The sequence below is a fragment of the Agromyces agglutinans genome, from assembly GCF_009647605.1.
Lineage (GTDB): Bacteria > Actinomycetota > Actinomycetes > Actinomycetales > Microbacteriaceae > Agromyces > Agromyces agglutinans.
On record NZ_WJIF01000009.1, the window covers coordinates 140016 to 158249 of the forward strand.

At 72.8% G+C, this 18234-nt stretch carries 16 protein-coding genes; 1 reads left to right on the plus strand and 15 read right to left on the minus strand.

What is annotated here, in order from left to right; genetic code table 11:
- Nucleotides 1-161: 161 nt before the first annotated feature.
- The 12 genes from ddaH to GE115_RS14725 all read right to left on the minus strand — a co-directional run bounded on the left by ddaH (nucleotide 162) and on the right by GE115_RS14725 (nucleotide 13028).
- Nucleotides 162-1418, minus strand: coding sequence for a dimethylargininase (gene ddaH / locus GE115_RS19130; RefSeq protein ID WP_153685516.1), 1257 nt, complete (start codon nucleotides 1416-1418; stop codon nucleotides 162-164).
- A 49-nt stretch (nucleotides 1419-1467) separates the two neighbouring features.
- Entirely contained in the window at nucleotides 1468-2580 is a 1113-nt protein-coding gene (locus GE115_RS14675) for a Glu/Leu/Phe/Val dehydrogenase dimerization domain-containing protein (protein ID WP_153685517.1), read from the minus strand.
- A 268-nt stretch (nucleotides 2581-2848) separates the two neighbouring features.
- Nucleotides 2849-4462: a bifunctional phosphoribosylaminoimidazolecarboxamide formyltransferase/IMP cyclohydrolase gene (purH, locus tag GE115_RS14680; protein ID WP_153685518.1), complete on the minus strand. Its 1614-nt coding sequence runs from the start codon at nucleotides 4460-4462 to the stop codon at nucleotides 2849-2851.
- A complete protein-coding gene (gene purN, locus GE115_RS14685; protein ID WP_312855211.1) occupies nucleotides 4459-5052 on the minus strand; it encodes a phosphoribosylglycinamide formyltransferase in 594 nt (197 codons plus the stop codon). The genes purH and purN overlap by 4 nt, the downstream gene beginning before the upstream one ends.
- Nucleotides 5053-5130: 78 nt before the next feature.
- Entirely contained in the window at nucleotides 5131-6426 is a 1296-nt protein-coding gene (locus GE115_RS14690; RefSeq protein ID WP_153685520.1) for a cell division protein PerM, read from the minus strand.
- Between the two features lie 77 nt (nucleotides 6427-6503).
- Nucleotides 6504-7904: a hypothetical protein gene (locus GE115_RS14695; protein ID WP_216648846.1), complete on the minus strand. Its 1401-nt coding sequence runs from the start codon at nucleotides 7902-7904 to the stop codon at nucleotides 6504-6506.
- A gap of 112 nt (nucleotides 7905-8016) precedes the next feature.
- Nucleotides 8017-8577 (minus strand): hypothetical protein, encoded by a 561-nt coding sequence (locus tag GE115_RS14700; RefSeq protein WP_153685521.1) that lies wholly within the window; start codon nucleotides 8575-8577, stop codon nucleotides 8017-8019.
- An 80-nt stretch (nucleotides 8578-8657) separates the two neighbouring features.
- Nucleotides 8658-9566, minus strand: a complete 909-nt coding sequence (gene sucD / locus GE115_RS14705; protein ID WP_153685522.1) for a succinate--CoA ligase subunit alpha — start codon at nucleotides 9564-9566, stop codon at nucleotides 8658-8660.
- A 17-nt stretch (nucleotides 9567-9583) separates the two neighbouring features.
- Nucleotides 9584-10750: an ADP-forming succinate--CoA ligase subunit beta gene (gene sucC, locus GE115_RS14710; protein WP_312855212.1), complete on the minus strand. Its 1167-nt coding sequence runs from the start codon at nucleotides 10748-10750 to the stop codon at nucleotides 9584-9586.
- 228 nt (nucleotides 10751-10978) lie between these two features.
- On the minus strand, nucleotides 10979-11281 hold the full coding sequence (locus tag GE115_RS14715; protein ID WP_246190810.1) for a helix-turn-helix transcriptional regulator: 303 nt from the start codon (nucleotides 11279-11281) through the stop codon (nucleotides 10979-10981).
- A complete protein-coding gene (locus tag GE115_RS14720; RefSeq protein ID WP_153685524.1) occupies nucleotides 11278-12117 on the minus strand; it encodes an ABC transporter permease in 840 nt (279 codons plus the stop codon). The genes GE115_RS14715 and GE115_RS14720 overlap by 4 nt, the downstream gene beginning before the upstream one ends.
- Nucleotides 12114-13028 (minus strand): ABC transporter ATP-binding protein, encoded by a 915-nt coding sequence (locus GE115_RS14725; protein WP_216648847.1) that lies wholly within the window; start codon nucleotides 13026-13028, stop codon nucleotides 12114-12116. The genes GE115_RS14720 and GE115_RS14725 overlap by 4 nt, the downstream gene beginning before the upstream one ends.
- Before the next feature lie 136 nt (nucleotides 13029-13164).
- Between GE115_RS14725 and GE115_RS14730 the strand changes: the two genes are divergently transcribed.
- Nucleotides 13165-14025: a DUF72 domain-containing protein gene (locus tag GE115_RS14730; RefSeq protein ID WP_153685526.1), complete on the plus strand. Its 861-nt coding sequence runs from the start codon at nucleotides 13165-13167 to the stop codon at nucleotides 14023-14025.
- On the opposite strand, the gene GE115_RS14735 is transcribed toward GE115_RS14730, so the two are convergent.
- Genes GE115_RS14735 through GE115_RS14745 form a run of 3 tightly spaced genes read right to left on the minus strand, consistent with a single transcriptional unit; the run spans nucleotide 13988 to nucleotide 18071 of the window.
- Nucleotides 13988-15061 carry an FUSC family protein gene (locus tag GE115_RS14735; protein WP_312855213.1) on the minus strand — a complete coding sequence of 358 codons (1074 nt, stop codon included), beginning with the start codon at nucleotides 15059-15061 and terminating at the stop codon, nucleotides 13988-13990. The genes GE115_RS14730 and GE115_RS14735 overlap by 38 nt on opposite strands.
- The gene (locus GE115_RS14740) at nucleotides 15058-15600 is read right to left on the minus strand and encodes an NUDIX domain-containing protein (RefSeq protein WP_312855214.1); all 543 of its coding nucleotides are present in this window, start codon (nucleotides 15598-15600) and stop codon (nucleotides 15058-15060) included. Before GE115_RS14740 ends, GE115_RS14735 begins: the two co-directional genes overlap by 4 nt.
- A complete protein-coding gene (locus GE115_RS14745) occupies nucleotides 15597-18071 on the minus strand; it encodes an ATP-dependent helicase (protein ID WP_153685527.1) in 2475 nt (824 codons plus the stop codon). Before GE115_RS14745 ends, GE115_RS14740 begins: the two co-directional genes overlap by 4 nt.
- Nucleotides 18072-18234: the final 163 nt, after the last annotated feature.

An 18234-nucleotide genomic window follows, 5' to 3' on the forward strand; every position in this document is an offset into this window, starting at 1 on the left:
CGTGGCGCGGACAGCGCCCTCGACCGCGGCGGGGGCGGCGAAGATGTCGTCTGTCTGCATGGGATCCTCCTACGTCGGCGTCGTCGTCTCGAACGTGCCGTCGGCACGGACACGACGACAGCCTTGCAGACTATACCGGCTCGGAGACCGGCCGCAAGAGCTCAGCGCACGCGAACCGAGAGGCAGGTGACGCAGCCCTCGAGCTTCTCGAATTCGGAGATGTCGACCGTGACGACCCGGTAGCCGAAGCCGGCCAGCATCGCCGCCGTCTTCGGCGCGGCCGCCGACATGAGCAGCGTCTCGTCGGAGAGCGCCACGACGGCGACGCCCTCGGGCTCAGGGACCGCGAGGAACCTGGTGAACAGCGCGGGCTCGTCGACGAGGTCGGGATGACCGATCACGGTGCCGTCGGGCAGCGCGGTTGCCGAGCTCTTCAGGTGCAGTGCCCGCGTGACCGGCACCGCGACCACCGTGAACCCGTGCGGTGCGAGGATCGCGCGGAGCTGCCGGATGCCCTCGGCGTTGGTACGGCTCGACGCACCGACGTAGACGAGGTCGCCGACCTTCAGCACGTCGCCGCCGTCGAGCGTGCCCGGCTGCTGGATGCGGGCGATCGTGATGCCCGGCACGCCGGCGATCGCGCGCTCGACGGCCTCGACCTCGGCGCGCCGCGACTCGGCGCCGGGGCTCGTGAGCACCGCGAGGTCGCCGAACATGACCACGGCGTCCTCGACGAACACCGAGTCGGCGAGGTCGGGGGCCGCGTCTACCTCGATGGTCTCCCACCCCTCGGCGACGAGCGCGGCGCAGTAGTTGTCCCACTGGTCATCGGCGAGCGCCTGGTCGATCGGCACCCGATCGAGGTGGGTCAGCTCGCCCTCGGCGAGGTTCGACGCGGGGATGCGCACGAGCGCGAGCCGGCGCGGCGCGCGCGAGGGCACGAAGCCGAGGACGCCCCGCTGCACGACCGGCGCGAGGAACACCTCGGCGAGCGTGACGGTGATGATGAAGACGAGGTTGAGGCTCACGAGCGAGCCGAGCACGAACAGGAACAGGTCGGGCGCGAAACCCCGGCCGCCCACCAGCACGGTCCACGACGTGCCGAGCAGCGCCGCGAGCACCGCCGACGCGAAGCCCGCGAGCAGCCCGAGGAACCAACGACGGGTGGCGCCGACCGCGTTCGCGACCGACAGCAGTGCCCAGGCGATCACCGCGGACGCGAAGAAGTGTCCGGCGACCTGGCCGAACACGTCGGGCGACTGCCCGTTGCCGACGAAGAGCGCGAGCGTCGCGACCGCGAACCCCGTGAACGCGACCGCGGCGGCCGACAGCATGGCTGCCCCGGCGCGACGGCCCGGTGAGGTCGCCGGACGGAAGCGGGCGCGTGCGGGCTGGGCGGATGGCGCGGGGGACGTCATCCGCCCAGCCTATCGGCGCGGGAAGGAACGGAGGCCGGACGGGCCCGGCTCAGCCGCGCGCCGCGGCCAGCCGCGCGTTCGCGAGGCGCTCGGCGGCCGCGAGCGTCGTCTCGCCCGAGGCATCCGCCTCGCGGAGCACGCGCCCGACGGTGTCGCCGATCGCCGCGATGCGCTCGGCGCGCTCGGCGGCCCCGACGCCGGGCGTCGAGGCGAGGTCGAGGTAGACGACGCCGCCGGCGTTCACGACGAAGTCGGGCGCCCACGCGATGCCGCGCTGCCGCAGCAGGTCGGCCACGTCGCGCGAGGCGAGCTGGTTGTTCGCCGCACCGACGACCGCCCGCACGCGCAGGCGACGCACGACCTCGGGCGTGAGCACGCCGCCGAGCCCGCACGGGGCGAAGACGTCGGCCTCGACGAGCGCCGCCTCCGCGGGCTCGACCCACTCGGCGCCGAGCTCCTCGGCGAGGGCGCGCTTGTCGTCGGCGACGTCGGTGACGGTCAGGCGGGCGCCCTCGGCGGCGAGCTGCCGCGCGAGCCGGCCGCCGACCTGGCCGAGTCCGGCGATGACGACGTGGCGACCGGCGACCTCGCGCCTGCCCGTGACGTGCTCGAGCGTCGCGAGGAGTCCCGCGTGCACGCCCGCGGCGGTCGCGTCGGCCGGTTCGCCGACGCCGCCCTGCTCGGGCGGGAGTCCGCACACGTGCGCGGTGCGCTCGGCGACGACGGCCATGAGCTCGGCGCTCGTGCCCACGTCTTCAGCGGTCATGTAGGCGCCGCCGAGTGCCTCGACGGCGTCGCCGAGGTCGAGCATCGCTGCCCGGCGCAGCGCGTCGTCGACCTCGACGCCCGTCGGCACGTGGATGACGGCCTTGCCGCCACCGCGGGCGAGGCCGGCCGCGGCGTTCTTCATCGTCATCGCCTCGGACAGGCGGAGGGCGTCGGCGAGGGCATCCGTCCAGTGCTCGTACTGCCAGAGCCGGGCTCCGCCGAGTGCCTGGCCGAGCACGGTCGAGTGGACCGCCACGACGACGGTCAGGCCCGAGCGGCGGCCGCGGCTCACGAGCACGCGCTCGTGGCCGGGTGCGTCGAGTGGGAGGGGCACGGTGGTCGCCGGCTGGGCGGCGGGAGTGTGCGGGGTTGCGGTCGGGTGCGTGATCGACATCGATCGACTCCTGGTTCTCCGCCGGGTCGGCGGAACGTGGTTCGCGCGCCTCGTGAGCGCCTCACCACAAGGGTAACGCCGGCGACCGATGCATCCCACCCGACCCATCGCCGCCGCAATTCAGGAGGATCCGGCCAGCGGGCGGCGCGTCGTGCCGCGACACGCCGAACCCGCGCGAGAAATTCCTGAACCGCGAATCGGCAGGCGGCCGAGAGCGCGAACGGATGCTCCGGGCGCGTGCCCGGGGCATCCGTTCGATTCGGCCGACTCAGTGGAAGAAGTGGCGCTCTCCGGTGAAGTACATCGTGACGCCGGCCGCCGCGGCGGCCGCGATCACCTCGTCGTCGCGGATGGAGCCGCCGGGCTGCACGATCGCGCGGACGCCGCCGTCGATGAGGATCTGCGGGCCGTCGGCGAACGGGAAGAACGCGTCGGATGCCGCGACCGAGCCGGCCGCGCGCTCCCCCGCGCGCTCGAGCGCGAGCCGGCACGAGTCCACGCGGTTCACCTGGCCCATGCCCACGCCGACGGATGCCCCGCCCGACGCCAGCAGGATGGCGTTCGACTTGACCGACCGGCACGCGGTCCACGCGAACGCGAGGTCGGCGAGGGTCGCCTCGTCGGCGGCTTCGCCGGCCACGAGCGTCCAGTCGGCGGGAGCGGCGAAGTGGTGGTCGGCCTGCTGGAGCAGGAGGCCCCCCGAGACCTGGCGGAGTTCGACCGCGGTCGGTCGGAAGCCCTCGGGCAGCGCGAGCAGCCGCAGGTTCTTCTTCGCCGTGAGCAGCTCCAGCGCCTCGGGCTCGAACCCGGGCGCGACGAGCACCTCGGTGAAGATGCCGGCGACCGTCTCGGCCATGGCGCGGGTGACCACGCGGTTCGCGGCGATCACGCCGCCGTAGGCCGACACCGGGTCGCACTCGTGCGCGCGCCGGTGCGCGTCGGCGATGGCGTCGACCGCGTCGGATGCCGCCACCGCGATGCCGCACGGGTTCGCGTGCTTGATGATCGCGACGGCGGGCTCGTCGAAGTCGAAGGCCGCGCGCACGGCCGCGTCGGCGTCGACGTAGTTGTTGTACGACATCTCCTTGCCGTGCAGCTGCGCCGCCTGCGCGATGCCTGGCGCCGGCGCGCCCTGCGCGGCGTACAGCGCGCCGCGCTGGTGCGAGTTCTCGCCGTAGCGGAGGTCGGCGTCCTTCGCCCACGAGCCGCCCACCCACGCCGGGAACGGCGAGACGTCGGCCGGCTGGTCGGGCGCGACGACCGAACCCATCCACGAGGCCACGGCGATGTCGTACGACGCGGTGTGCCTGAAGGCCTCGCGCGCGAGCTCGCGCCGCTGCGCGAGCGTGGTGCCGCCGCCCGCCACGGCCCGCGCGATCTCGTCGTAGCGGTCGGGCGACACGACGACGGCCACGTTCGCGTGGTTCTTCGCGGACGCGCGCACCATCGCGGGCCCGCCGATGTCGATCTGCTCGACCACGGCGTCGGGACCGGCGCCCGAGGCGACCGTCTCGGCGAACGGGTAGAGGTTGACCACCACGAGCTCGAACGGCTGGATGCGCAGCTCGGCGAGCTGGCGCTCGTGGTCTTCGAGGCGCAGGTCGGCGAGCAGGCCCGAGTGCACGCCCGGGTGCAGGGTGCGCACGCGCCCGTCGAGGTGCTCGGGGTAGCCGGTCACCTCGGCGACCTGGGTCACCGGGAGGCCGGCCGCGGCGATGGCGGCACCCGTCCCTCCGGTCGAGACGATCTCGACCCCGGCGTCGACGAGGGCGGTCGCGAGCTCGACGAGGCCTCGCTTGTCGCTCACGGCGACGAGCGCGCGGCGCACGCGCACCTGGTCGCGCTCCCGGTACGAGCTGGGGTCGTGCGTGGCTCCGCTCATGATGCGGCGAGCTCCTTCAGGTCGAGGTCGGCGGTGGCGATGTCGCGGACGGCCTGGATGAGCAGGCGCCGTTCGACGGGCTTGATGCGATCGTGCAGCGTGGACTCGGTGTCACCGGGCAGCACGGGCACGCGCTCCTGCGCGATGATCGGGCCGCCGTCGACCGAGTCGTCGACCACGATGAGGCTGGCCCCGGTCTGCGTGACGCCCGCCGCGATGGCGTCGCGAACACCGTGAGCGCCGGGGAACTCGGGGAGGTAGGCCGGGTGCGTGTTGAGCAGGAACGGCGAGAACGCCGCCACGACCGACGCGGGCACCAGCCGCATGAGGCCCGACAGCACGACCAGGTCGGGCTCCCAGCGGCGGATCTCCTCGATCAGCGCCTCGCCCCACGCGTCGCGCGACTCGTACGCGGTGAACGGCACGGAGAAGGTCGGGATGCCGTACTCCTCGCCGAGCACGAGGCCGTCGGCGTCGCGGTCGGCGCCGATCGCGACGACCCTCGCCGGATACTCCGGATCCGCAGCGGCTTCGAGGAGCGCGCGGAGGTTCGAACCGCCGCCCGAGATCAGCACGACGAGCTTGAGCACCATCCGAGCCTACCCGTTCGACCGACCCGCCTTCTCGGCCGCAGCGCGTGCGCACGAACGCACCCCGCGGTCGCACGCTCAGCCGCGGTACGCGGGCTCCGGCCGGTCGAACTCGTCGAACGCCGACCGCTCGTCGGCGAACCGACCGCCGCGCGGCTTCGCACGCGCCGTGAACGCCCCCGCGATCGAGCCGAGGAACACGGTCAGCGCGGCCATCGCCGCGACCGGCAGCGGTTCGGGGCCCACGACGGCGAGCCGGCCCGGGCCCACGGCCCCGCCCGACCACCATGCGAGCAGGCCGAGCACGACGCCCGCGACGAGGCCGGCCGCGGCCGACACCGCGACGGGCATCCACCACGCGTGCGCGGTGCGGCCGGGCGTGCGGAGGAACCACGGCCACGCGACCGTGGCGCCCGCGAACCCGAGGACGAGCGGCACGATGAGCCACACGATGCCGAGCGCCGCTCCTTCGGCGGGCAGGATGCCGGCGAGTGGGAGCCCGGGCACCGGGCCGAGCAGCGTGCCCGTCGGCGAGAGCGAGGAGCCCGCGCCGAGCGCGAACCCCGGGCCGAGCAACCAGGACGCGGCCCACACGACCACGTTGGGCAGCAGCGCGAGCTCGGCGATCGCGATCGCGATCCCGCCGTCGGCACCGGCGCCGAGCGCCTGGGAGAGGCCCACGATCGTCGCGTAGTCGACCGCGATCAGCACCGTGACGAGGACCGCCGCGACGGCGAGGATGCCGAACGCCGAACCGGCGCCGATGCGCACCGCGGCGAGCGCGGCAGCGAGCGGCGCCTCCGGGAGGTCGCGCCAGCGTGCGAGCAGCGTGCCCGGCGAGGCATCCGGTCGGGCGGATGCCTCGGCACGAAGCAGCTCGTATGCGGCGCCGATCACCGCACCGAGGCCGACGACGACGGCGGGCAGCACGAACCCCTGCCAGACCGAGGGGCGGGCCGCGGGATCGGCGGCCAGGATCGCGAGCGTCCCGCCGATGCCGGCGGCGACGGCCATGGCGGCGAGGCATCCGGTCACGGCGTGCCCCGTCGCGGCCGCACGCCGGCCGATGCGACGAGCGAACAGGATCGTGACGAGCCCGAACCCGAGGACGGCGATGGTGATCGGGAACGGCTCACCGGCGCCCGGCAGTCCGATTCGATCGGCGGTCACCGGATCGAGCTGCGCCACGAGGTCGACCCCGTGGCCGAGCAGCCAGACATCGGCCGCGGCCCGCAGGAAGACGGCGAGGTCGACCGTGAGCCCGAAGTGCACCGACCACAGCAGCATCATCGGCAGGACCGCGATGCCGAGGCCGATGAGTGCCGCGACCGCGGCCTCGAGTGCGGCCAGCAGGGCACAGGTCAGGCGAGTCATTGCTCCGCGAGCCTATCGGGCGCGGCGCCCCTCCCGCGGGTGACGTGCGGGCGTGCCCGATCCCGACGGAAGCGGACTCATCGCTCCGCGGAGACCACGGCCTCTTCGTCGGCTGCCGCCTGCTTCGCCTCGGCCTCCGCTTCGACGACCTCCTCGGCGGGCGGGCGACGCAGCAGCTCCACGAGCACGATCGCGAGGATCGCGATGAGGACCGTGGCGACGACGCGTCCGGTCGTGATCGGGCGGATCAGCAGCACCACGAGCGTCGCGACGATCGCGATCGCGGCGTACAGGGCCGTGCGCCAGCGATCCAGCCACACGCCGAACGATCCGGTCGTGACGCCGTAGTTCTCACCCTGGCCGCGGATCGCGGCGAAGCCCGCCGTGGAGAACCCGCGAAGGCTCCGGGCGGGGCGGCTCGGGCCCGCCCACCAGGCGATCACCGCGGCGAGGATGCCGAGCACCAGCGCGGCGACGATCGTCGACCGGAGGAAGTCGATGATCTGGTCGTACAGCACGTCGGCGGCGTCGAGCGGCATGATCGACGGGCTCACCGTCGCGACGAAGAACAGGTGCCCGACACCGACACCCGCCGCCATCAGCGCCATGACGAGGGCGAAGCCACCCGCCGTCCACACGACGGCATTCGCGCGGTGCCGGGCGATCAGCACGCCCGTGACGAGCAGCGCGACCACGATCCACGGCAGCCACAGCCCGACCGCGACGGCGAGCGCGTAGATCGTCTGCACGAGCGTGAACGCGTTCGACTCGGCGATCACGACGCTGCGGTCGATCTCGGGGATGGCCTGCGCGAAGCCGACGCCGTTCTCGATCAGCCGCTGCTTCACCTCGGCGATGATCGGGCCGAGCTGGATGCTCAGCTGCCCGCCCGCGCCGATCTCCAGCGCCGCGTCGGGTTGCCCCTGGATGGCCGCGATCGCCTGCCGGTGCGTGACGCGCAGCGCGTTCGCCCACGTGTCGGCGAACGCGTCGGAGCTGATGACCCGCTCGACGACCTGCGCGACGAGCGACTGCAGCCCCTGGGTCGCCGGCGCCTCGAGCAGGCCCAGCGCATCCTCCGCACGCGGCGGCAGGTCGAGCGCGCGCAACCCGTCGAACAGGTCGGCTGTGAGCGCCGGGATGTCGACCTGGGCCTCGATCGCCGCCGTGACCTCGTCGGTCAGGTACGCCTGCACGGCCGGCTCCTCGGCCAGCGGCGCGAACGTCGAGACGAAGCGGTCGGTGTCGACGAGCTGCCACCTCGCCCAGCTCGTGAGCACGGCGACCGGCGTCAGCACGAGCGCCACGACGATGACCACCGCGGAGAGCACCGAGCGACCGCGGCCCTTCCGGCGTGATTTCCCGGGGACCTCGGAGGCGACGCCGGGCGCCGACGTCGCGCGGCTCGCCCGGAGCGACGCGTTCTCGGCCTCGAGTTCCGCGATGCGCGCCTCCAGCGCGGCGTTCGATCCGTCCACCGATATCCCCCCTCGACTCACCCCTACCGCGACCCTAGCGTCGCAGCCGCCCGCGGCGCTGCATTCCGCATCGGATCCGCCCCGCGCGCGGCGCTCCGACGCGCGGCTCGCGTCAATGCACGAGGACCTTCAGCAGGATCATCACGAGGCCGAAGCCCGCGGTCGCGAGCGCGCCGAGCGCGCGGAACGGCCAGGCGGCACCGCGCCGCGCGAAGGCGATCCAGCCGAGCACCGCGAGCACGACCACGCCCGACCAGAGCGCCGTCCAGACCGCCGCCACGTCGTCGATGACGCGCGTGGCGCCGGCCAGCAGGATGAGCGAGGGGATCATCGCCGAGGCCAGCAGCCCCCAGGAGCGGTGCAGCGCGATCCGGAACGCCTCGCCGATGCCGACGACCTCGCCGTCGGCGAAGCCGTGGTGGGCCACCGTGCCGGCGTACACGTGCGCCGCCCAGAACACGATCACGGTCACGAGCACGGTCCAGAACACCTGCCACGAGCTCGACGCATGGCTCGCGCTCACGATGATCATCCCCGCGACCAGGATGACGCCGTACACCGACTCCTCGGTCGTGAAGCTGGCCCGCACGATCCGGTCCATCGCGCGACCGCCGGCGGATGCATCCGCCTGCGGCGCACCCGCCGCGCGGGAGGCATCCGTTCCACCGCTCACGTCACCAGCGTACTGCCGCGCCCGGCGACGCCGACGGCCCCGCAGGCGATCGCCTGCGGGGCCGTCGTCGAGTGCGGGTGCTACGCCGAGAGCGCGGCGTAGACCTCGCGGAGGAGGTTCGCGGTCTCGGACGGCGTCTTGCCGACCTTGACCCCGGCGGCCTCGAGGGCCTCCTTCTTGGCCTGCGCGGTGCCTGCCGAGCCCGACACGATCGCGCCGGCGTGACCCATGGTCTTGCCCTCGGGAGCCGTGAACCCGGCCACGTAGCCGACGACCGGCTTCGTGACGTTGGCCTTGATGAAGTCGGCCGCGCGCTCCTCGGCGTCGCCGCCGATCTCGCCGATCATGACGATCGCCTCGGTCTCGGGGTCGGCCTCGAACGCGGCGAGCGCGTCGATGTGCGTGGTGCCGATGATCGGGTCGCCGCCGATGCCGATGGCGGTCGAGAAGCCGAGGTCGCGCAGCTCGTACATCATCTGGTAGGTCAGGGTGCCCGACTTCGAGACGAGGCCGATCGGGCCCTTGCCGGTGATGTTCGCCGGCGTGATGCCGACCAGCGCCTCGCCGGGGCTGATGATGCCGGGGCAGTTCGGCCCGATGATGCGGGTCGCGCCGCCCTTCTCCTTGGCGTAGGCCCAGAACTCGGCCGAGTCCTGCACGGGCACGCCCTCGGTGATGATCACGAGGAGCGGGATCTCGGCGTCGATCGCCTCGATCACGGCGTCCTTCGTGAACGCGGGCGGCACGAACGCGATCGAGACATCCGCACCAGTCTGCTCCATCGCCTCGGCGACCGTGCCGAACACGGGCAGCTCGACCGCGTTGCCTTCGGCGTCGGTGTGCAGCACCGTGGTGCCGGCCTTGCGGGCGTTCACGCCGCCCACGACCTGGGTGCCCGCCGCGAGCATGCGCGCGGTGTGCTTGGAGCCCTCGCCGCCGGTGATGCCCTGGACGATGACCTTGGAGTCCTTGTTGAGGAAGATCGTCATTGCTCTGCAGTCCTTCTCTACGCGGCGTTCGCCAGCTCGGCGGCCTTGTCGGCGCCCTGGTCCATGTTCTCGGCGAGGGTGACGAGCGGGTGCGCGGCCTCCTCGAGGATGCGGCGGCCTTCGACCACGTTGTTGCCGTCGAGGCGCACGACGAGCGGCTTGTTCGCGGCCGAGCCGAGCTCGGCGAGCGCGCCGACGATGCCCTTGGCGACCTGGTCGCACGCCGTGATCCCGCCGAAGACGTTCACGAACACGCTCTTGACCTGCGGGTCGCCGAGGATGATGCCGAGGCCGTTGGCCATGACCTCGGCCGAGGCGCCGCCGCCGATGTCGAGGAAGTTGGCGGGCTTGACGCCGCCGTGGTTCTCGCCCGCGTAGGCGACGACGTCGAGGGTCGACATGACCAGGCCCGCGCCGTTGCCGATGATGCCGACCTCGCCGTCGAGCTTGACGTAGTTGAGGTCGAGGGCCTTGGCCTGCGCCTCGAGCGGGTCGGCCGCGGCCTTGTCCTCGAGGAGGGCGTGGCCCGCGTGGCGGAACTCGGCGTTCTCGTCGAGCGTGACCTTGCCGTCGAGGGCGATGACGTTGCCGTCGTCGTCGAGGATCAGCGGGTTGACCTCGACGAGCGTCGCGTCTTCGCCCTTGTAGACCTCGTAGAGCTTCACGAAGACCTCGGCGACCTTGTCGACGAGGTCGGCCGGGAAGTTCGCCGCGACGGCGATCTCGCGGGCCTTCGCCGCGTCGATGCCGACGGTCGGGTCGACCTCGATGCGCGCGAGCGCTTCGGGCTTCTCGACGGCCAGCTGCTCGATCTCCATGCCGCCCTCGACGCTCGTGAGCGAGAGGTAGGAGCGGTTGGCGCGGTCGAGCAGGACCGAGAAGTAGAACTCCTGCGCGATGCGGGCGCCCGCGGCGACCATCACGCGCTTGACGACGTGCCCCTTGATGTCGAGGCCCAGGATGGCGCGAGCGGCCTCCTCCGCCTCGTCGGGCGTCTTGGCGACCTTGACGCCGCCGGCCTTGCCGCGGCCGCCCGTCTTGACCTGCGCCTTGACGACGACGACGCCGCCCAGCTTCTCGGCGGCGGCACGGACCTCTTCGGGGGTGTCGGCGACGATGCCGGCGAGCACCGGCACGCCGTACTGTTCGAAGAGGTCTCGGGCCTGGTACTCGTAAAGATCCACGCTCTGCTTCCAATCGGTCCGCGCGGGTCTCGCGCAGGGATGGTGGGGTGTGAGGACCCGGCCCCGAACTCTCTCGATGTCGAGATATCGGCACGGGCCGTCTGCCATGCTACCCCTCCGGAATGGCGCGGCCGAACTCGCGGAGCCTCGGGCGCTGTCGGCCGGGCGTTCGCGATGCGCGCCGCGTCGCCCCGAGCGGGTAAGCGCTTGCCTGATCGGATACCCCGTTCAGCCGCCCTGCGGCCCGATCCGCGGGAACTCGTCGAGCGAGAACACGAACTCGAGGGGCACCTCGAAGAACCGCGCGATGCGGAGGGCGAGGTGCAGGCTGGGATTGAACTCACCCCGCTCGAGGTATCCGACGGTCTGGTAGTGCACGCCGATCGCCTCGGCGAACTCGCGCCGCGAGATCCGCCGCTCGGCGCGGAGCATCGCGACGCGGTTGTGCACGAGGTCGCCGCGGCCGGCGCCCGGGGGCGCGTCCCGCGCGTCGGCCGCGCGCCCTCCCGGTTCGCCGGGGGCCGGCATCATGCGCGCTGCAGCGCCGCCTGGCGGCGCGCCTCGATGCCCGACGCCGTCTCGCGTCGAGCGACCCGGCGCAGCAGGCGCGGCGCGAGCACCAGGCCCACGACCGCCCAGGCCGCGACGATCGCGAACGCGAGCCCCACGTGCCATCCGCCCCAGATCTCGACGACGCCGAACTCGTCGGGCAGGAACGCCGACCGCATCGCGTGGCCGATCCAGTACAGCGGCAGCACGAGCCCGATCGGCTGCACCCAGGCCGGCAGCGTCGAGAGGGGCTGGAACAGCCCGGACACCAGCGCGACCGCCCCGACGACGAGGAAGCCCCAGCCGCCGACGGCGCGCGGGTTGCGGAACACCGTGCCGACGACGAAGCCGAACGGCGTGAGCGCGACCGTGCCGAGTGCCAGCATCGCGAGCACCTGGAGGACTCCGAGTGCATCGAGGCCGAGGTCGCCGCCGAGGATGATCGCGGCGATGACCAGAGTCGGCAGCACGGTGCAGGCGATCTCGGCGAGCGTGCGCGTGGTGACCCCGACGGCGTAGACCCGCAGGCCCGACGGCAGCGACCGGGCTCGCATGAGCGTGCCGTCCTCGCGCTCGGTGACGATCACGGTCGCGAGGCCGTAGGTCGCGATGAACAGCAGCTGGATGGTGAGCACGCTCGGCACGACGTACCAGCCGAGCGGCGCCCCGGGCGCGAACTCGGCGTCGCGGTTCAGCCACAGCACCACGGCGACGATCACGAGGCCGATGATGATGAACAGCACGTCTCCGGGGGTTCGCAGCGAGATGCCGAACTCGGTGAGGCCCCGGCGGATGCCGGCGCGCAGCGCGGTGGTCATGACGCCTCCTGGTCGATCGGGTGACGGTCGCCCGCGGCCTCGTGCCTGGCGACCATCGAGAGGTAGGTCTCCTCGAGCGTCTGCGAGCGCACCTGCAGCTCGGTGACCTGCACGCCCGGGCGGGCGAGCAGGTCGCGCACGAACGGCACCGGATCGGCCGCGCTGTGCACCTGCCGCGAGCCGCCCTCGCGCCACGAGATCTCGCTGACCCCGGCGACGGATCGGGCGAGGTCGGTGGCACTGCCGTCGGCCACGATGCGCCCGCCGTCGAGGATCAGGATGCGCGACGCGATCTTCTCGGCCTCGGCGAGGTCGTGCGTCGTGAGCAGCACGGTCGTGTCGTCGAAGTCGCTCAGCCGGTTGATGAGCTCATGGAACTCGTGGCGCGCCACCGGGTCGAACCCGGTCGTCGGCTCGTCGAGGAAGAGCAGCTCGGGCCGGCCCACGAGCCCGATCGCGACATCGAGGCGCCGTCGCTGGCCACCCGAGAGCGAGCGGACCAGCGCCCCGCGGTGCTCCGCCAGTCCGACGAGGTCGAGCAGCTCGGCGAGGTCGTACGGGCCTCGGCGACCCTCGGCGGTGAACGGCCGGTACAGCTCGGCGAACTGCTCGAGCAGCGGCCCGACCCGCCACCGCGCGTGGTCGCGCCAGGACTGCAGCACCACGCCGACCCGCGCACGCCAGGCGTCGCCGGCGTGCGCCGGATCCTCGCCGAGCACGGCGACGGTGCCCGCGGTCGGCCGCCGGAAGCCCTCGAGGATCTCGATCGTGGTCGTCTTGCCGGCCCCGTTCGGGCCGAGCAGCGCCACGACCTCGCCCCGGTCGATGCGCACGTCGATGCCGTCGAGTACGTCGCGGGTGCCGTAGCGCATCCGCAGGCCCCGCACGTCGACGACGGGTTGGGTGGTCATGCCCGCTCCGATCATGTTTCGACTATCCAGTGTAGCAGACATGCTACATTCCGTCGTCGGTCAACGCTACCCCCGAGCAGCGACGATCGCGTCCGGGGGTTGATCTCGCCGGCAGGACGCCTGCGAGACTTGGCGCATGACGGATGCCTCGTCCCCCGGCCCGTCGCGCGCGCTGGTGGGCATCTCCGGGTGGGTGTACCCGCGCTGGCGCGGCGCCTTCTACCCGAAGGGCCTACGCCAGGCCGACGAGCTCGCGTACGCCGCCGAACGCCTGACCTCGATCGAGGTCAACGGGTCCTTCTACGCGCTCCAGAAGCCCGCGAACTGGGTGCGCTGGCGCGACACGGTGCCGGGCGACTTCGTGTTCGCGGTGAAGGCACCGCGCTTCATCACGCACCTCAAGCGCCTGCGCGGCATCGAGGCGCCCCTCGCCAACTTCCTCGCGAGCGGCGTGCTCGCCCTCGACGCGAAGCTCGGTCCCGTGCTCTGGCAGCTGCCGCCGAACCTCGCGTTCGATGGCGGTCTGCTCGACGACTTCCTCCGGATGCTCCCGCGCACGCGCGCCGACGCCGCGCGCCTGGCCCGCGGCCACGACGAGCGGCTCGACGGGCGCGCGTGGTTCGACGTCTCCCCCGGCGACGACCGCCCGCTCCGCCACGCGGTCGAGGTGCGGCATCCGAGTTTCGAGACGGATGCCTGGACCGATCTGCTCGGAGCGCACGGCGTCGCGTCGGTCACGGCCGACACGGCAGGCCGGTTCCCGCGCCTCGACGTCGTCACCGCCGACTTCGCGTACGCGCGGCTGCACGGCGACACCGAGCTGTACGCCTCGGGCTACGACGATGAGGCGCTCGACCGCTGGGCCGGCTGGATGCGCGGGCACCTCGCGGCGGGCCGCGACGCCTACGCCTACTTCGACAACGACCTGAAGGTGCGCGCACCCGTCGATGCGATGGCGCTCATCTCCCGGCTCGCGCCCCGCGACGAGCGTCGATAGCGCGGCCTGCGAGCACGGCGAGGATGCCGACCGCGCAGCCGAGCGCGGTCTCGACGAGCCGGTCGACGAGGAGGCCGCCGACCGCCACCGGCTGGGCGAGGTGCGCGACGACGAGGGCGAGCGGGGTCACGAAGACCAGCGCCGCACCGTAGTGGCGTCCGATGAGCACCTCGGCGCCGAACTGCGCGACGGCGACGACGATGACGAGCACCCAGGCCGCGGGATCGGGCCAGAGGATCAGGGCCGTCACACCGACGCCCACGGCGGTGCCGAGCACACGGTGCCACGCCCGCGACAGCGAGTGCGCGGCACCCGCCGGCGGGATCACGGCGCAGACGCTGACCACCGCCCAGTACGGATGCCCTAGCCCCGACGCCAGGGCGATGCCGCCGGCGAGCAGCGCGCCGACGACGTGCAGGGCGATCACGGTCCAGACGGCCGGGTCGCGCACGGCGGACCATCGGACGGGTGCCGGTGGTCGCAGCGGCTTGAACCGGGCGGAGCCCACGCGGCGCAGCAGCCGACCCGAGAGGCTGAGCGCCCACGCGAATGCGGCTGAGCCGATCGCGATGCCCAGTCGCACGCCGACCTCGGCCGTCGGCGTCGGCACCGCCGCACAGACGAGGACGGCGAACACGAAGAACAGCGGCGTCGGCGGCGCGAGGCGCGCCACGTTGACGGCGAGCACTCCGCCCACCAGCACGACGACGAGCATCAGCGCGGTGATCGCCGTGGCCGCTGAGGCCTCGGCCGAGGCCGCCGAGCCGACGCCGACCGCGCCTCCGCCGCTCCCGCGGGCCGCGACCGCCGCCGCGATGCCCAGCGCCACGCTCGCCACGAGCCCGACCGTCGCGACCGTCACGGTCCGCAGTCGCCCCCGATACGCCTCACCCCGCCCGAAGATCGCGGTCATACCGCCGAACGCGGCATACGGGGTCCACTCGGGGCGCCCGATCGACAGCAGGATCGCGAGCGGCACCACCGCGGCGAGCGCCGCGCGCAGCGCGACCTCGACGTCGAGCGAACGGACGTTCACGCGAGCCGGCCGAGCTCCATCGCCGCGTAGCAGAGGGCGGCGACCGTCTCGCCGTCGGTGATCTCGCCCGCGCGCATCATGCGCACGACCTCGGGCCACGGCACCGCCCGCACGTCGCTGATGCCCTCTTCGGCCTGCGAGTGCCCGGCCGAGCCCGCGGGCGCGAGGCCCGTGGCGAGGAAGACGACCTCGGGCGCGCGGCAGATGCCGTTGAGGGCGTTCATGCGGCCGATCTCGCGCCACTGCGCAGCCTCATAGCCGGTCTCCTCGAGCAGTTCCCGTCGGGCCGCCTCGAGCGGGTCCTCGCCGTCGGTGCCGCCGGCGGGCACCTCGACCGACGGTCCGACCGTGTGCCGGTCGACGGTCACGAGCAGCACCTCGTCGGCCTCGGTCACCGCGACCACGAACACCGCGGTGTGGCGCACCTCGAGCACGCCGTAGATGCCCGCTGCGCCGTCGGGGCGCTCCACCTCGTCTTCGACGACGCGGATCCATGGGTTCGCGTACACCTCGCGCGTGGCGCGGATCGGCCAGCTCACAGCTTCTCGATCGGGGCGATCTTGATGAGCAGCTTCTTCGCCCCCGCGGTGTCGAAGCTCACGTGCGCGATGCGCTTGGTGCCCTCGCCGGTCACCTGGCTGACCCGGCCCTCGCCGAAGTCGGCGTGCCGGATGCGGTCGCCGGGCTCGAGGGTCAGGTCGCCGTTGTCGCGCACCGTGCCGGTGACCCGGTTCGCCCACTCCGTCTTGGCGCCCGCGTTCTTCGTGACGCTGAACCGCTCGAGGTCGCGACCGCGCGTGCCCCAGGCACCGCCGGATGCCCCGCCGCCCTGGCCGCGCCGGGCGTTGAGTGCGCGCGGCTGCGTGCCCCCGCGGCTCGTCGCCATGCCGGGCGACTGCTTCCAGTCGATGAGTCCCTCGGGGATCTCCTGCAGGTACCGGCTCGGCATCGCGACCGCGACCTCGCCGAACTGGGCCCGGCTCATCGCGAGCGAGAGGTAGAGGCGCTTGCGCGCCCGGGTGATGCCGACGTAGAAGAGCCGTCGCTCCTCGGCGGGGCCGCCGGGCTCGGTGGCCGACATCTGGTGCGGGAGCAGGCCCTCTTCGAGCCCCGTGAGGAAGACCGCGTGGTACTCGAGGCCCTTCGCGGTGTGCAGCGTCATGAGCGAGACCGTGCCCGACGCGTCGTCGAGTTCGTCGGCCGCGGCGACGAGCGACACCTGGGTGAGGAAGTCGACGAGGGTCGCTTGCGGGTTCTCGCGGTCGAAGTCGCGGGTCTGCGCGACGAGCTCCTCGACGTTCTCGGCCCGCGTCTCGTCTTGGGGGTCGCGGCTGTTGCGCAGGGCGTCGAGCAGCCCCGACCGCTCCATGAGGAACACGAGCACGTCGGAGACCTTCGAAGCGCCCTCGTTCGTGCCCGCCTCGATGCCCGCCTGCGACGGCACGAGCATCGCGGCGGCCTCATCGAGCACGTCGGCGAGCGCGTTGATCGCTCCCGTCACCTTCGGGCCGAGCCCGAGCTCGCCGGCCGAGCGCATCGCCTGGCGGAAGGTCAGCTCGTTCTGCTCGGCGAAGGTCGCGATCGCCGTCTCGGTCGCGGGCCCGATACCGCGTTTGGGCGTGTTCAGGATGCGCCGGAGGGCGAGCTCGTCGAGCGGGTTCGCGACCGCGATGAGGTAGGCCATCGCGTCCTTGATCTCGGCGCGCTCGTAGAACTTGGTTCCGCCGACCACGCGGTACGGCACGGCCGAGCGCACGAAGATCTCCTCCAGCGCGCGCGTCTGCGCGTTGGTGCGGTAGAACACGGCGATGTCTCGGTAGGCCGTGCCGGCCCGGTGCAGCGCCTCGATCTCGTCGACCACGAACTGCGCCTCGTCGTGCGCCGTGTACCCCGTGTACCCGACGATCTGGTCGCCGTCGCCGTCGGCGGTCCAGAGCTTCTTGTCCTTGCGGTCGAAGTTGTTCGAGATGACCGCGTTCGCCGCGGAGAGGATGTTCTGCGTCGACCGGTAGTTCTGCTCGAGCAGGACGACGCTCGCACCCGGGAAGTCGCGCTCGAACTCGACGATGTTGCGGATGTCGGCGCCGCGGAACGCGTAGATCGACTGGTCGGAGTCGCCGACCACGGTGAGCGAGGCGCCCGGGATCTCGCCGCGCTCGTCGACGAGGCCGCGCACCAGCACGCCGTGGGCGTCGAGCTCGTCGACGATGGCGCGCTCGACCGGCCTCGTGAGCTCGCGGATCAGCGCGTACTGGGCGTGGTTCGTGTCCTGGTACTCGTCGACCAGCAGGTGCCGGAAGCGGCGCTGGTAGAGCGCCGCCACCTTCGGGAACGCGCGGAACAGGTACACGGTCTCGGCGATCAGGTCGTCGAAGTCGAGTGCGGATGCCTCGCGGAGCCGCCGGGTGTACTGCCGGAAGATCTCGAGGAACATGACCTCTTGCGGGTCGTTGAGGTTCGCGTTGCGCGCGTACGACTCGACGTCGGCGAGCTCGTTCTTCAGCTTCGAGATCTTCGCCTGGGCGCTGGCCGGCGTGAACCCCATGGTGTCGGCGTCGAGCTGCTTGATGATGCGCTTGAGCACCGTGCGGGTGTCGGCCGAGTCGTAGATCGTGAACGTCGAGCTCAGCCCGATCGACTCGGCCTCGCGACGCAGGATGCGAACGCACGCGGAGTGGAACGTCGAGATCCACATGCCGGATGCCCCTTCGCCGAGCAGCGCCTCGACGCGTTCGCGCATCTCGGCGGCCGCCTTGTTGGTGAAGGTGATCGCGAGGATCTGGCTGGGCCACGCCTCACGGCGCTGGATCAGGCTCGCGATGCGGTGGGTGAGCACGCGGGTCTTGCCGGAGCCGGCGCCGGCGACGATGAGCAGCGCCGGGCCGCGGTACTCGACCGCTTCGAGCTGCTGCGGGTTCAGGCCCGCCGTGAGCGGGTCGTCGGCGGTGTCGGCTCGGTGGGGCGCCTCGCGCCAGCCGGCCGGTTCGTCGGGGTCGAGGATGAGGGTCATGTCCCTCCAAGTGTAGGCGGCGGGTCCGACAGCGACCGGCTCGAGCCCGCCAGCCGGCGGCTACGCCGGCGGCTGGACCGGCGGCGCCTGCGGCGGTACGGGCGGAGCCGCAGGCGGTGCGGCCGGGGCCGGTGCGGCGACCGGCGGCGCGGGCTGCGCGGCC